The organism is Rhodococcus sp. PAMC28707, from assembly GCF_004795915.1.
Classification (GTDB): Bacteria; Actinomycetota; Actinomycetes; order Mycobacteriales; family Mycobacteriaceae; genus Rhodococcoides.
The window spans coordinates 205,269-219,309 of sequence record NZ_CP039253.1 but is presented as its reverse complement, the minus strand read 5'-3'; the positions used below and the strand labels follow the sequence as shown (position 1 = coordinate 219,309).

Genomic DNA, 14,041 nt, shown 5'->3' with positions numbered 1-14,041 from the left:
CGTCACCGAAGCCGGACCGCAGGCCGATCGGGATGGTCCCAGCGAACCCAGAGCGCCGGTCCCTCGGACGCAGTGCCCTGGTCTAGGTCCATCTCACGGTAATAGATGAGTAGTGGCTCTATCGTCCACTGTTCCTCGGGCCGTGTCCGACGACGCAATGCGCCTGCCGAGAGGTCGAGCCGGATTGTCGCGTCGACGTCGAGGCCTCGGCCCAACAGCATCGGCCCGGCAAGGATCACTACGTGTGTCTGTGCTGCCTCGCGCAGCGAAGCGCGCGCGGAGCGATCGCTCTTTTCGTCCCACAAGCGGGGTAGAAACTGCCCTCGACCGCCGGGACGCAATGGGGCGATCACCTCGCGTTCGATCGCATCGAAGTCGAACCAGCCTGTGCGATAGGTTATTTCGTCTGTTCTGGAGTGCTCGAATCGAAGCGAGGCAGGACGAACGAAGTCGTGAAGGTTCACCACGTCACACGGGCGACCGGTACTGGAAACGAATGCGCTTGTCCGATAGGCGAAGTCGACGGGATCAGCGCCGTCCGGCCCGTCGACGACCGCCACGCAACGACGGCCCGACGGAAGCAATGCGGTGAACATCTCGACGAGTCGAGCCGGCGAGATCGGTTCGAGTTGCGGCATAGGGAACATCCTGCCCTGCACGGGCTCGGGTCGCGGTGGCCGCAGATCGCGTTGGGCTCCTTGTTAGCCTTCAGGCAGCTGGTACAGAAAGGTGGATCATGGCGAGTATCGAAGACATTCTCGAACTCGAGCGCATCGAGGACGACATCTTTCGCGGTCGAACATTTCCCAGTCTGCTGCAACGGACATTCGGGGGACAGGTCGCCGGACAGGCGCTGGTTTCTGCCGTCCGAACGGTAGGCGAGCAGTATCGCGTCCATTCTTTACACGGATACTTCATTCGGCCGGGCAACCCGACCGAGCCGACGATCTATCTGGTGGATCGCCTCCGCGACGGGAGGTCGTTCAGTACGCGTCGGGTGACCGGTATTCAGGCTGGTAAGCCGATCTTCACCATGTCCGCGTCCTTTCATGTCGAGGACGAGGGTATTTCGCATCAGGACACGATGCCCAAGGTCGTCGACCCCGAGTCTCTGGCCGACTCTCGTGATCTCCCGGACGGGGGAAGTCCGTTCTTTCGCGAATGGAAAGAATGGGACGTCAGGCTGGTTCCGGATGAACAGACCGAGAAGCATCCGGATTTTGCCGCCCAACAGCGCGTGTGGTTTCGGTACCGGGACAAGCTGCCGGACAATCAGGTGTTCCACGTCTGCACTCTCGCCTACATGAGCGATATGACGCTTCTGGGTTCGGCACTGGTGCCGCATCCCGACGTGTCGACGCAGACCGCGTCGCTCGACCACGCCCTGTGGTTCCTGCGGCCGTTCCGGGCGGACGAGTGGTTGCTGTACGACCAGACTTCGCCCTCCGCGGATTTCGGTCGGGCGCTGACGCAGGGACGAATCTTCGACCGGCAGGGACGGATGGTCGCTGCCGTGGTTCAGGAGGGGCTCATGCGTTTCGATCGCAACCCCGACCGAGTGAACAAAGATCTGGCCAGGCCCCAGTGAGTGGTCCGAAGATCGGTGTCCTTGCGCTGCAGGGGGACGTCCGCGAGCACCTTGCCGCCCTGGATTCTTGTGGCGCCACCGCAACGACGGTTCGCAGGCCTGCTGAACTGGACGAGGTAGATGGATTGGTGATTCCCGGTGGGGAATCGACGACGATGAGCACTCTGCTGTCCGTCTTCGACTTGCTCGAACCTCTCAAAGCGAAGCTGAAGGACGGGTTACCCGCCTACGGGTCCTGCGCGGGGATGATCTTGCTTGCATCGGAGATTCTCGATACTCGTCCCGACGCCCAGCATCTCGATGCGCTTGACATCACTGTGCGGCGTAATGCGTTCGGCAGGCAGGTCGACTCGTTCGAAACGGACCTGTCATTCGCGGGCATCCAAGGCGAGAAAGTGCGCGCGGTGTTCATTCGTGCGCCGTGGGTGGAAAGGGTCGGGAGCGGCGTCGAGGTGCTGGCCGAAGTTCCGGATGGCCCGGCCGCTGGGCGGATAGTTGCAGTCCGGCAGGGCACCGTGATGGCGACGAGCTTCCATCCGGAAGTCACCGGTGACCGCCGAGTCCACGAACTGTTCGTAGACTTGGTACGCAACACCTAGTAGGGCGTGCAGGACCCGGTAGTACGTGCGGGTCCAGTAAACCTGCAGGGCAGTTGCCGCAGGACGGAACCGAGTTAGTGGATCCGGGCACCCGAGCACATGCGTAAAGTACACAACACTTAGCTGAAGCAGGAAAGGGGCTCTATCGCATGAGCGGCCACTCCAAATGGGCCACCACCAAGCACAAGAAGGCCGTAATCGACGCCCGTCGAGGCAAGTCCTTCGCCAAACTCGTCAAGAATATCGAGGTGGCGGCTCGCACCGGTGGTGGCGATCCGGTGGGTAACCCCACCCTGTTCGACGCCATTCAAAAGGCGAAGCGCACCTCGGTTCCCAACGACAACATCGAGCGTGCCCGCAAGCGTGGCGCAGGTGAAGAAGCCGGTGGCGCCGACTGGCAGACGATCATGTACGAGGGATACGGCCCCAGCGGGGTGGCGATGCTCATCGAGTGCCTGACCGACAACCGCAATCGGGCCGCCGGAGAAGTTCGCGTCGCCATGACGCGCAACGGCGGCAACATGGCCGATCCGGGCTCGGTGTCGTACCTGTTCGCTCGCAAGGGACTTGTCACGTTGGAGAAGGACGGGCAAAGCGAGGACGACGTGCTGATGGCCGTCCTCGATGCAGGTGCAGAGGAGATCACCGACAACGGAGATACCTTCGAAATTGTCAGTGAACCAACCGACCTCGTTGCGGTACGCACTGCACTGCAGGAAGCAGGCATCGAGTACGACTCGGCGGAGGCCACCTTTCAGGCGTCAGTGTCCGTTCCTGTGGACGTAGACGGCGCCCGCAAGGTGTTCAAGCTCATCGACGCACTGGAAGAGAGCGACGACGTGCAGAACGTGTACTCGAACGTCGAGCTGTCCGATGAAGTGATTGCTGCACTCGACGAGGAGTGAAACCGCTCGGGGCGGGAAGACTGATCTCGCTTACGGGTGTCGCGCACCCGATAGGTCGCACCGCTCCGATACGCTATCGAACAACAGTTCGTAAGCGGAAGGTGTCAGTGTGCGAGTGATGGGCGTCGATCCAGGTTTGACCAGGTGCGGTCTGAGCTTGATCGAAGGCGGGGCCGGTCGCAGTGTCGTGGCACTCGATGTAGACGTGGTGCGAACGCCGCCCGATATGGATTTGGCACAGCGTCTACTTCGAATCTCCGAGGCCGCGGAGTACTGGCTCGATACGCACAAGCCGACGGTGGTAGCGATCGAGCGCGTTTTTTCGCAGCACAACGTTCGGACCGCCATGGGTACCGCCCAGGCTGGGGGAGTCATCGCGCTTGCAGCAGCTCGTCGCGGTATCGACGTGTGTTTTCACACTCCGAGCGAGGTCAAGGCCGCTGTTACCGGCAACGGCAGCGCTGACAAAGCGCAGGTCACCGCGATGGTCATGAGAATTTTGGGTATGCAGACCGCCCCTACGCCTGCCGATGCCGCGGATGCGCTGGCACTGGGCATTTGCCATTGTTGGCGGGCGCCGATGATCGCCAGAATGGCGCAGGCCGAAGCCATGGCCGCGCAGCAGAAGCGAAAGTTCGAGCTTCGGCTCGCCGAGGAACGTAAATCGCGAGCACAGGCAGCGCGGAAGGTCGAACGCGCCAGACTCGCAGCATCCGTGCCGGCTCGTGCCGTAGAAGAGGCTCGTGCCGCAGGAGAGGCTCGTGCCGCAGGAGAGGCTGGGGCACGATGATCTCCTCGATCAGCGGCGAGGTCCTCGATATCGCCCTCGATCACGTGGTCATCGAGGCATCGGGTGTCGGATACCGAATCAATGCGACGCCCAACACCCTCGGCACGTTGAGCCGAGGATCGGCATCGAGATTGCTGACGACGATGATCGTCCGCGAGGACTCGATGACCCTCTACGGCTTTTCGGACAGTGAATCGCGCGAGCTGTTCTCGCTACTGCTGTCGGTCTCCGGTGTAGGCCCCCGCATTGCCATGGCGACATTGGCGGTACTCGATCCTCAGGCGCTGCGGACCGCACTGGCAGACGGCAACGTGGCCGCGCTGACCAGAGTTCCGGGCATCGGCAAACGAGGGGCGGAGCGCATGATCGTGGAATTGCGCGACAAGGTCGATGCGATCGTGGCAGCAGGGAACACCACGATCGTGCAGTCCGGGTCGGGAACGGTCGACTCCGTTCGTGACCAGATCGTCGAGGCGCTCACCGGACTCGGTTTTGCGGCCAAGCAGGCCGAGGACGCGACGGATTCGGTTTTGGTGGAGAGTCCGGATGCGTCTACGTCGGCGGCTCTACGATCCGCGCTGGCCTATCTGGGTAAGAGCAGATGACCGGAGATCCAGAAGAGGAATTCGCGGACTCACAGCTCGCGGCCGGGTTGATCGCGGACGACGCAGATGTCGAGACGAGCCTGAGGCCCAAGACCCTCACCGATTTCATCGGCCAACCACGCGTGCGTGAGCAACTGCAGTTGGTGTTGACAGGCGCCAAGCTGCGTGGCAGTACCCCCGATCATATTTTGATGTCCGGTCCGCCAGGCCTGGGTAAGACCTCGATGGCCATGATCATCGCGCAAGAGTTGAATACCTCGCTGCGTCTCACCTCGGGACCGGCGCTCGAGCGAGCAGGCGATCTAGCGGCAATGCTCAGCAATCTCGTCGAGGGTGATGTCCTCTTCATCGACGAAATACATCGGATTGCGCGCCCGGCAGAAGAAATGCTCTACCTGGCCATGGAGGACTTTCGGGTCGACGTCGTGGTGGGAAAGGGGCCGGGAGCCACGTCGATTCCGCTCGAAGTTGCACCGTTCACCCTGGTAGGGGCTACTACCCGATCGGGAGCGCTGACCGGACCGCTACGTGATCGGTTTGGGTTCGTCGCGCACATGGACTTCTACGAACCTGCGGAATTGGAACTGATCCTCCAGCGATCGGCCGGCATACTCGGTGTTCCGATCGACAAGGCTGCGTGCACCGAGATCGCTGGGCGCTCGCGAGGCACACCGCGCATCGCCAACCGGCTCCTGCGCCGAGTTCGTGACTACGCGGAAGTACGCGGCGACGGCACCATCACCAAGGCCACGGCCCGCGCTGCTCTCGTCGTCTACGACGTCGACCAGCTCGGTCTCGACCGGTTGGACAGAGCGGTGCTCAGCGCGCTGATTCGTAGTTTCGGCGGCGGACCGGTGGGAGTTTCCACTCTTGCTGTGGCCGTCGGGGAAGAACCGGCAACCGTCGAAGAGGTATGCGAGCCCTTTCTGGTTCGTGCAGGGATGGTTGCCCGCACACCCCGCGGTCGAGTCGCCACCGCTGCGGCGTGGCAACACCTCGGTCTCGTACCGCCGCCGGATCTGGCCATCGGCGGAATTTCCGTTCGAACCAACGAGGCTCAGCAGGAGTTATCCGAATAATCTGCTGATAATCGGTGGGAGCTGACCGGATCGTCGGTCCGGTAATGGCACACTGGTTCTTTGCGTGGTTCTTCAGCACAGCCGCGGTGACCGAATTGTCGCCTACTTCGGCTGTACGCGAACGTTGAAACCATCGTGAAGACACCGTGGGCACCAAAGCCGAAACCGATAGACAACCGAAACTTCGAGGACTGACGTAAAAGATGGAACTGCTATTCCCCCTTCTCATCGTGGCTCTGCTCGTGCCGATGTTCCTGAACGTCCGGCGCCAGAAGAAGGCTCTCGCCCAGACTCAGACTCTGCAGGATTCGCTGAAGATCGGTGACGAAGTGGTCACCACAGCCGGTCTGTACGCCCGGGTGGTGCTGGTCGAAGACGACACAGTGGACCTCGAGATCGCCGACGGCATCGTGACGACGTGGTCGCGCGCCGTCGTGAAAGAGGTCTTGCCCCCGGATGTCGACGATCTCGACTCCGACTTCGTCGGATCTGTCGACGTCATCGAGTCCGGCGACTCGACACCGTCGCTCGAGAAAAGCACGACACTCGAGAAGGACGCGTCCCCGTCGTCTTCGGAAGAGACCGTGGAGCAGAGCGCACGTCGTCTCGAAAAAGAGTGATCGACCTGTGAACGAAACCGCTGCCGGAGAAACTCCGGCAGCGGTTTCGCTTGCCGCGCACATGCTGCCCAGTTCGTCTGGAATCACCTGTTCCGACGCGTATCACCCGACAGAGACCGCTTGCGTCCCCTGATCGACCGCATGTTGTCCCACGCCAAGAGGAGAATCACACACCGTGGCACCTTCCAGCGGATCGGTGCATCCAGCCCGCTATCTCGCCGTCTTCGCGGTATTGATGGCCGCTGTGTATGCGCTGGTCTTTTTCACCGGAGACAAGTCGCCAACTCCCAAGTTGGGAATCGACCTGCAGGGTGGCACGCGTGTCACGCTCACCGCCAGGACGCCCGACGGCAGCCAGCCGAGTCAAGACTCTCTGAAGCAGGCGCAGCAGATCATCGAGACTCGCGTGAACGGGCTCGGTGTGTCCGGGTCCGAGGTGGTGATCGACGGCGACAATCTCGTCATCACCGTTCCCGGCGACGACAGTTCGCAGGCTCGTTCGCTCGGCCAGACCGCACGGCTTTTCATTCGTCCAGTGTTGACCGCAGCGCAACCGGCGGCAGGACAGCCCGCGGCAGGACAGCCCGCTCCTGCGAACGGAACACCTGCGCCCGCTACGGGCGAGCAGCCCCCGGTCGGCGAGTCAGTACCTCAGGGCCGGCCGTTCCCGGCGCAGGACCCCAGTGCGGTCGAACCGGTCCCGGCGGCCCCTGCCACCGGCGATCCAGGCAGCAACGACGCTCCGCCGGCAGCTGTCCCCACGGAGGTCTCGGAAGCAGATCAGGCGGCCAGTCAGATCACCGAGGCGAAGGCGCTACGGCAGAGCGAGGACCCCCAGGTTCAGCAGGCCGCCCTCGCGACGATCGATTGCAACGCACCCGATCCACTACAAGGCAACGACGATCCCGCGTTACCCCTGGTTGCGTGCTCCACAGATGGCACTTCCGTCTATGTACTCGGGCCCAGCATCATCGACGGGCAGCAGATCGCCGACGCTACGTCGGGCTTCAACAGTCAACAATCGCGGCACGAGGTCAGTCTCAGTTTCGACTCCGAGGGCAGTAACACCTGGGCGAAATTCACCGGCGCCAACATCGGCAAGCAAGCGGCGTTCACACTCGACTCCAAGGTCGTCAGTGCACCGCAGATCCAGGGTGCGACACCAGCCGGTAGCGCTACCTCGATTACCGGGCAGTTCACCGCGCAGAGCGCCTCGGAATTGGCGAACACCCTCAAATACGGTTCACTGCCGCTGTCCTTTGCCTCCTCGGAAGCAGAAACAGTGTCCGCGACGCTTGGGCTTGCTTCGCTGGAGGCAGGTTTGATCGCCGGCGCCATCGGTCTGGTGCTCGTCCTGCTCTACTGCCTCGTCTACTACCGCGCGTTGGGACTGTTGACAGCCCTGTCGCTGGTGCTGGCAGGTCTGATGGTCTACGGAATCCTGGTTCTGCTCGGGCGGTGGATCAGCTTCACTCTCGACCTGGCAGGTATCGCCGGATTGATTATCGGTATCGGTATGACAGCGGACTCGTTCGTCGTGTTCTTCGAACGAATCAAGGACGAGATTCGTGAGGGTCGAAGCTTCAGGTCGGCGGTGCCGCGAGGCTGGGCACGTGCGCGAAAGACTGTCCTGTCCGGAAACGCGGTCAGCTTCATCGCCGCTGCCGTGCTCTATGCACTTGCCGTCGGACAGGTTCGAGGATTCGCTTTCACTCTCGGCCTGACGACCATCCTCGACGTAGTGGTCGTCTTCTTGGTGACCTGGCCGCTGGTCTACCTGTCCACGAAGTCGAAATTCTGGTCGAGACCAGGTGTCAACGGCCTCGGCGCAGTGGCGGAGGTCGCACAGGAACGCAAGCGGGCGGCTGCCCGAACGACATCGAGTACGGTCTCGGCCGACGCGTCGACCAAGGGGGCGTGATATGTCCGATTCACCGGAGAACAACACTTCAGAAACGACCTCGACACTGCTGACAGATTCCGGTGCCGAACAGATGGATCAGCCGCAGCACAGCTGGATGAATCGGCTGTACACGGGCACCGGGGCCTTCGAGATCATCGGTCGACGGCGCTTCTACTACATTTTGACCGGAACGATCGTCTTGATCTGCCTGTTGAGCATCGCCATCCGTGGCTTCACCCTCGGAATCGATTTCGAAGGTGGCACCCGGATTCAGATCCCCGCTGCCGACAACGTCAGCACCGAGCAGGTCGAGACCGTCTTCGCCGACACCCTCGGATTCGATCCGGTATCGGTACAGACCGTCGGTTCCGGTGCCGCCGCCACGGTGCAGGTTCGATCCGAGGCGCTCGACGCTGCCGAAGTGAACTCGGTCAAGACTGCTCTGTTCGATGCCTTCACTCCTGTCGACGGAAACGGAGTTGCGTCCCCGAATGCGATCAGCATCTCCGACGTGAGCGAGACCTGGGGCGGACAGATCACCCAGAAAGCACTGATCGCGCTGCTGGTGTTCCTTGTCATCGTCAGTATCTACATCTCCATCAGATACGAACGGGACATGGCGATGGCCGCCCTCGCGGCACTCGTGTTCGATCTCTTCGTCACGGCCGGTGTCTATTCGCTGGTCGGGTTCGAGGTCACGCCCGCGACGGTGATCGGTCTGTTGACCATCCTCGGCTTCTCGCTCTACGACTCCGTGGTGGTGTTCGACAAGGTCGAAGAGAACACGAGAGGGATTCTGAATCTCAGGCGCAAAACCTATGCAGAACAGGCGAACCTGGCTGTCAACCAGACGCTCATGCGCTCGATCAACACGACGGTAATCGGCGTCCTGCCGGTGCTGGCTCTGATGGTCGTTGCCGTATGGCTGCTCGGAGTCGGAACGCTGAAGGACCTGGCACTCGTACAGTTGGTGGGCATGATCGTGGGTGCGTACTCGTCCATCTTCTTCGCAACACCGCTGCTCGTGACCATCAAGGAAAAGTGGGGACCGGTCGCCGGGCATACGAAGAAGGTGATGGCCAAACGCGCTGAAGCCGCACAGCGCGGAGGCGTCGTCGGCATGGTCGAGTCCTCGGCCGCTACCGTGTCCGCGCCGGCGACACCGCAGCCAGGGTCGAGGCCGACAGGAAAGCGCAACAAGAAGAGGCGTTGATCACGTGCGAGTCTGTCGAATAACTGCCGCAAAGGCGGTGGCAGCTGGACTGGCTGCCACCGTCACCGTGGCTACGGCCGCAGGGTGCTCGGCAGGCGAGGATCCAGTTCCGTCCATCGGGTACGCCGTCGACAATGTCGTGTCCACGTACAACGCTCGAACTGTGGACGGCGCCGCGTCCGGGGCGCGCCAGGCGTTCCCGCGCGTTCAGACCGGATTCACCTATCTCGGACCCGAGGGAGAGGCGCTGTCCGACAACGACATCGGAAGCGCGTCGGTGGTGCCCGCCGCCGCTCTGACCGTTCGCTACGTGATCGCTCCCCAGGCTGTCTACTCCGACGGCGTCCCGATGACTTGCGACGACCTCGTGTTGGCGTGGGCTGCCGAGAGCGGCCGTTTCACCTCCGGTGTGGGCAGTTCTCCGCTGTTCGACGCTGCGTCGACTGCGGGTTACTCCGACATCGACAAAGTGGACTGTGTAAGCGGTACCAAGGAAGCCACGGTGACCTTTGCGCCCGGGCGGTCCTACCTGGACTGGCGCAGCCTGTTCGGTGCGACGGCTCTGCTCCCTGCACACATCGTTGCGCGTGCAGCGAACGTCCCCAACATCGTCGACCCGATCAACAGTGGGGATCTGGACGCGGTCGGTCGGATCGCCGATTTCTGGAACACCGGCTGGAACTTCGCTCCCGACGCGATCGACACATCCCTCATGCCGTCCAACGGTCCGTACCGTGTCGATTCCTACACTGCCGACGGCGGGCTGGTGCTGGTAGCCAACGACAAGTGGTGGGGCGTCCCGCCAGAGACCGAACGAATTGTCATCTGGCCCAAGGGAACCGACATCCCGGCGCGGAGCGAAGCAGGTAATCTCGAAGTCGTCGACTCCGGTGCCGGGGGAGAGGAACCCACCGACGGATTCGACCGCACCGACTTTCCCTCCAAGGGTGTCGAACAGTTGACGTTGGCTACCGGAGGAACCCTTTCTTCTCCGGCGGTGCGGCGAGCGCTTGCCTCGTGCATTCCGCGCCAGAAATTGTTCGACGAGGTAGGGCATTCCGGATACGACAAGAGCGTCGGGATTGGATCCGGCGTCGTCGACGCCAGACTCGTGCAGCCCGACACCCTGCTCTACCCGCCGGTGTCGGCTACCGCGGCCGGGCGATATCGCCAGCCGGACACGACGGCATCGTCGTCCGAACTTCAGGCCGCCGGTGTGACGAATCCGACGATCCGGATCGGATACCTCGCTCCGGATGCACGTCGAGGGGGCATCGTGTCCACTATCGCTGCCTCGTGCGGTCCGGCAGGAATCAACGTTGTCGACGCGTCGTCCGCCCAGTTCTCGCCCTCTGCTCTCCAGCGGGGCGAAGTAGACGCGGTACTCGGATCGACCGCGTCGGCGTCGGGAGCGGCAGGTGCCGTATCCGACGCGGCAGCTCGGTACAGCCTGCGTGGTGGCGTAGGTAGCAATGTGGGCGGCTACGACAACGGTCGGGTGAATGCAATCGTGGATCAGCTTGCCGTCGATACATCCGACGCAACTGTTCTCGCGGTAGCGACGGAGGGCGAGAACATTCTGTGGAACGAAATGCCGTCGTTGCCGTTGTTCAACCAGCCGAGGATGCTCCTCGTATCGGACGGGATGAAGAACGTCGTCGCCAATCCGACCGCGGCGGGTGCGGGCTGGAATATGGACCGGTGGATACTCCTCCGGTGAGCAAACACAGTGAGACAACTTTCAACGTGAACGCGTTGGCCGAGACTGCCTCGGCAAACATCGACCGATTGGTCCGCTGGGCGGACGACTTCCCGGTTCAGGGTGTACGTTTCGCCGATTTGACACCGGTGTTCGCCGATGCGGATGGACTCTCGGCGGTGATCGAAGCGCTGGCAGTCGCTGGAACGGGTGCGGATCTCGTGGCAGGTATCGACGCTCGCGGGTTCCTTCTCGGTGCCGGCGTAGCGCTTGCGCTCGGATCTGGTGTACTCGCGGTGCGCAAAGCCGGCAAACTGCCTCCGCCCGTCGTATCGCAGCGGTACGAGCTCGAATATGGATCCGCCCAACTGGAAATCCCCGAATCCATCGATTTGGTAGGCCGGCGCGTCATCATCGTCGACGATGTGCTGGCGACCGGTGGCACGATCGCCGCGACGGCGACATTGCTGCGCGCACGTGGAGCTCAGGTTGTAGGAGCTGCCGTAGTGCTGGAGATAGCGGAGCTTCAAGGCCGCTCCAGGTGTGATGGGTACCCGCTCACCTCCTTGAAAAATGTGTGAGGACTAAAGTCGGACCACGGAGCGTGTGTGCCCGGTGCAAGACTGGGCCATGAACTCAAACGCGGCAGGAGGCGATCAGCGTGACCAGTTATCTCGACCAACCCTCGCCCGAACAGCCCGCTTCGGATTCCGCGATGCCCGAATCGAATACGGCCGATCCAGCCGCCCCGCCGACAGCCGGACGCGGGTCTGTGCCGGCTGTTCCTACGTCGGCATCGAGAAGGGTTCGCGCTCGTCTGGCGCGGCGGATCACCGCTGGTCGCTCGGCTGCCGTCAAACCGGTTCTCGAGCCTCTTGTCAGTCTGCATCGAGACCTGTACCCGAAGGCCGATCTCGCGTTGCTGCAACGTGCCTACGACGTCGCCGACGAGCGGCACGCTACGCAGATGCGCAAGTCGGGTGACCCCTACATCACGCATCCGCTTGCGGTGGCGAACATTCTCGCCGAGCTCGGGATGGATACGACCACGCTCGTCGCTGCTCTCCTGCACGATACTGTCGAGGACACGGGATACTCGCTCTCGCAACTCACCGAGGAGTTCGGTGAGGAGGTCGCGCATCTCGTCGACGGGGTCACCAAACTCGACAAAGTAGCGCTCGGGAGCGCGGCCGAAGGCGAGACCATTCGCAAGATGATCATTGCCATGGCGCGCGATCCCCGCGTGTTGGTGATCAAGGTCGCCGACCGACTTCACAATATGCGGACGATGAGGTTTCTCCCGCCGGAAAAGCAGGCACGTAAGGCCAAGGAAACCTTGGAAGTTATTGCGCCGCTTGCTCATCGGTTGGGGATGGCGACGGTCAAGTGGGAGCTCGAAGACTTGGCGTTCGCTATCCTGCACCCGAAGAAGTACGACGAGATCGTCCGACTGGTCGCGGACCGAGCGCCTTCCCGTGACACGTACCTCGAGAAGGTTCGAGCGGAGATCAACGCATCGTTGTCGGCGTCGCGAATCAGCGCCGTGGTGGAGGGGCGCCCGAAACACTACTGGTCGATCTATCAGAAGATGATCGTCAAAGGACGCGACTTCGACGATATTCACGACCTCGTCGGCGTTCGTATTCTGTGCGACGAGATTCGTGATTGCTACGCGGCTGTCGGCGTCGTGCACTCGTTGTGGCAGCCGATGGCCGGACGATTCAAGGACTACATCGCCCAGCCCCGATACGGCGTCTACCAGTCGCTCCACACGACTGTGGTCGGGCCCGAGGGGAAACCGCTCGAGGTGCAGATCCGCACCCGGGAGATGCACAGGACAGCGGAGTTCGGAATTGCCGCGCACTGGCGTTACAAGGAGACCCGAGGCAAGCACGGCAACGACAACGCCGAGGTCGACGATATGGCCTGGATGCGTCAACTGCTCGACTGGCAGCGTGAGGCGGCGGATCCGGGGGAGTTCCTCGAATCTTTGCGTTACGACCTCGCGGTCAAAGAGATCTTCGTGTTCACCCCGAAGGGAGACGTTGTAACTCTGCCTGCGGGTTCGTGCCCGGTCGACTTTGCATATGCGGTCCACACCGAAGTCGGGCACCGTTGCATCGGAGCGCGCGTCAACGGCCGGCTCGTCGCACTGGAACGCACCTTGGACAACGGTGAGGTCGTCGAGGTTTTCACCTCCAAAGCCGCCACCGCGGGTCCCAGCCGTGATTGGCAAGGTTTCGTAGTCTCTCCGCGTGCCAAATCTAAGATCAGGCAGTGGTTCGCCAAGGAACGTCGCGAAGAGGCACTGGAAGCCGGTAAGGATTCGATCGCCAAGGAAGTCCGTCGTGGAGGCTTACCACTTCAGCGTCTGATGAACGCGGAATCGATGTCCACCATTGCGCACGAATTGCGTTATGTGGATGTCTCCGCGCTGTACACGGCGGTCGGTGAAAGCCACGTATCTGCCCAGCACGTCGTACAACGCCTGGTGGCTCACCTGGGCGGGGTAGGCGACGTCGAAGAAGAGCTCGCGGAGCGCTCGACACCGTCGACGATTCCCACCCGGGCTCGGCATATCGGTGACGCAGGCGTGCTCGTTTCGGGCGCCGAAGGCATCGTGGCGAAGTTGGCCAAATGCTGCACCCCGGTTCCGGGCGACGAGATCCTCGGATTCGTCACCCGCGGTGGATCGGTCAGCGTGCACCGAACCGACTGCACCAATGCCAAGTCGCTGGAGGAGCAGTCGGAAAGGTTCGTCGATGTGCAATGGGCACCGTCGGCGTCGTCCGTCTTCCTGGTTGCCATCCAGATCGAGGCTCTCGATCGGCACCGACTGCTCTCCGATGTCACGAAGGCTCTGGCCGACGAGAAAGTCAACATTCTGTCCGCGTCGGTAGCAACATCAGGTGATCGAGTCGCCATCAGCAAATTCACCTTCGAGATGGGCGACCCGAAGCACCTGGGGCATGTTCTCAATGTCGTCCGCAACGTCGAAGGCGTCTACGACGTCTACCGCCTGACCTCGGCGGCCTGAGCC

The 14,041-nt window shown here is 62.2% G+C and carries 13 protein-coding genes; 12 read left to right on the top strand and 1 reads right to left on the bottom strand.

What is annotated here, in order from left to right:
- Positions 1–2 precede the first annotated feature (2 nt).
- Complete coding sequence (locus tag E5720_RS00940) at positions 3–638, bottom strand: hypothetical protein (protein WP_210729929.1); 636 nt, start codon at positions 636–638, stop codon at positions 3–5.
- Between the two features lie 98 nt (positions 639–736).
- Here E5720_RS00940 and E5720_RS00935 point away from each other — a divergent pair, with 98 nt between their 5' ends.
- From E5720_RS00935 to E5720_RS00880, 12 genes are all read left to right on the top strand, one after another.
- Positions 737–1,588 carry an acyl-CoA thioesterase II gene (locus tag E5720_RS00935; protein ID WP_136169114.1) on the top strand — a complete coding sequence of 284 codons (852 nt, stop codon included), beginning with the start codon at positions 737–739 and terminating at the stop codon, positions 1,586–1,588.
- On the top strand, positions 1,585–2,187 hold the full coding sequence (pdxT, locus tag E5720_RS00930; protein ID WP_136169113.1) for a pyridoxal 5'-phosphate synthase glutaminase subunit PdxT: 603 nt from the start codon (positions 1,585–1,587) through the stop codon (positions 2,185–2,187). Before E5720_RS00935 ends, pdxT begins: the two co-directional genes overlap by 4 nt.
- A 149-nt stretch (positions 2,188–2,336) precedes the next feature.
- On the top strand, positions 2,337–3,092 hold the full coding sequence (locus tag E5720_RS00925; protein WP_136169112.1) for a YebC/PmpR family DNA-binding transcriptional regulator: 756 nt from the start codon (positions 2,337–2,339) through the stop codon (positions 3,090–3,092).
- Between the two features lie 109 nt (positions 3,093–3,201).
- A complete protein-coding gene (gene ruvC, locus E5720_RS00920; RefSeq protein WP_136169111.1) occupies positions 3,202–3,882 on the top strand; it encodes a crossover junction endodeoxyribonuclease RuvC in 681 nt (226 codons plus the stop codon).
- Entirely contained in the window at positions 3,879–4,487 is a 609-nt protein-coding gene (gene ruvA, locus E5720_RS00915) for a Holliday junction branch migration protein RuvA (RefSeq protein WP_136169110.1), read from the top strand. The genes ruvC and ruvA overlap by 4 nt, the downstream gene beginning before the upstream one ends.
- The gene (gene ruvB / locus E5720_RS00910; RefSeq protein WP_136169109.1) at positions 4,484–5,566 is read left to right on the top strand and encodes a Holliday junction branch migration DNA helicase RuvB; all 1,083 of its coding nucleotides are present in this window, start codon (positions 4,484–4,486) and stop codon (positions 5,564–5,566) included. The genes ruvA and ruvB overlap by 4 nt, the downstream gene beginning before the upstream one ends.
- A gap of 203 nt (positions 5,567–5,769) precedes the next feature.
- Positions 5,770–6,186, top strand: coding sequence for a preprotein translocase subunit YajC (yajC, locus tag E5720_RS00905; protein ID WP_136169108.1), 417 nt, complete (start codon positions 5,770–5,772; stop codon positions 6,184–6,186).
- 175 nt (positions 6,187–6,361) lie between these two features.
- Positions 6,362–8,107 carry a protein translocase subunit SecD gene (secD, locus tag E5720_RS00900; RefSeq protein WP_210729928.1) on the top strand — a complete coding sequence of 582 codons (1,746 nt, stop codon included), beginning with the start codon at positions 6,362–6,364 and terminating at the stop codon, positions 8,105–8,107.
- A gap of 1 nt (position 8,108) precedes the next feature.
- On the top strand, positions 8,109–9,302 hold the full coding sequence (gene secF, locus E5720_RS00895; RefSeq protein WP_136169107.1) for a protein translocase subunit SecF: 1,194 nt from the start codon (positions 8,109–8,111) through the stop codon (positions 9,300–9,302).
- A gap of 37 nt (positions 9,303–9,339) precedes the next feature.
- Positions 9,340–11,022, top strand: a complete 1,683-nt coding sequence (locus E5720_RS00890; protein ID WP_247596115.1) for an ABC transporter substrate-binding protein — start codon at positions 9,340–9,342, stop codon at positions 11,020–11,022.
- Between the two features lie 26 nt (positions 11,023–11,048).
- On the top strand, positions 11,049–11,582 hold the full coding sequence (locus E5720_RS00885) for an adenine phosphoribosyltransferase (protein ID WP_247596269.1): 534 nt from the start codon (positions 11,049–11,051) through the stop codon (positions 11,580–11,582).
- A 134-nt stretch (positions 11,583–11,716) separates the two neighbouring features.
- Positions 11,717–14,038, top strand: coding sequence for a RelA/SpoT family protein (locus tag E5720_RS00880; protein ID WP_136172337.1), 2,322 nt, complete (start codon positions 11,717–11,719; stop codon positions 14,036–14,038).
- The last annotated feature ends 3 nt before the right edge of the window (positions 14,039–14,041 follow it).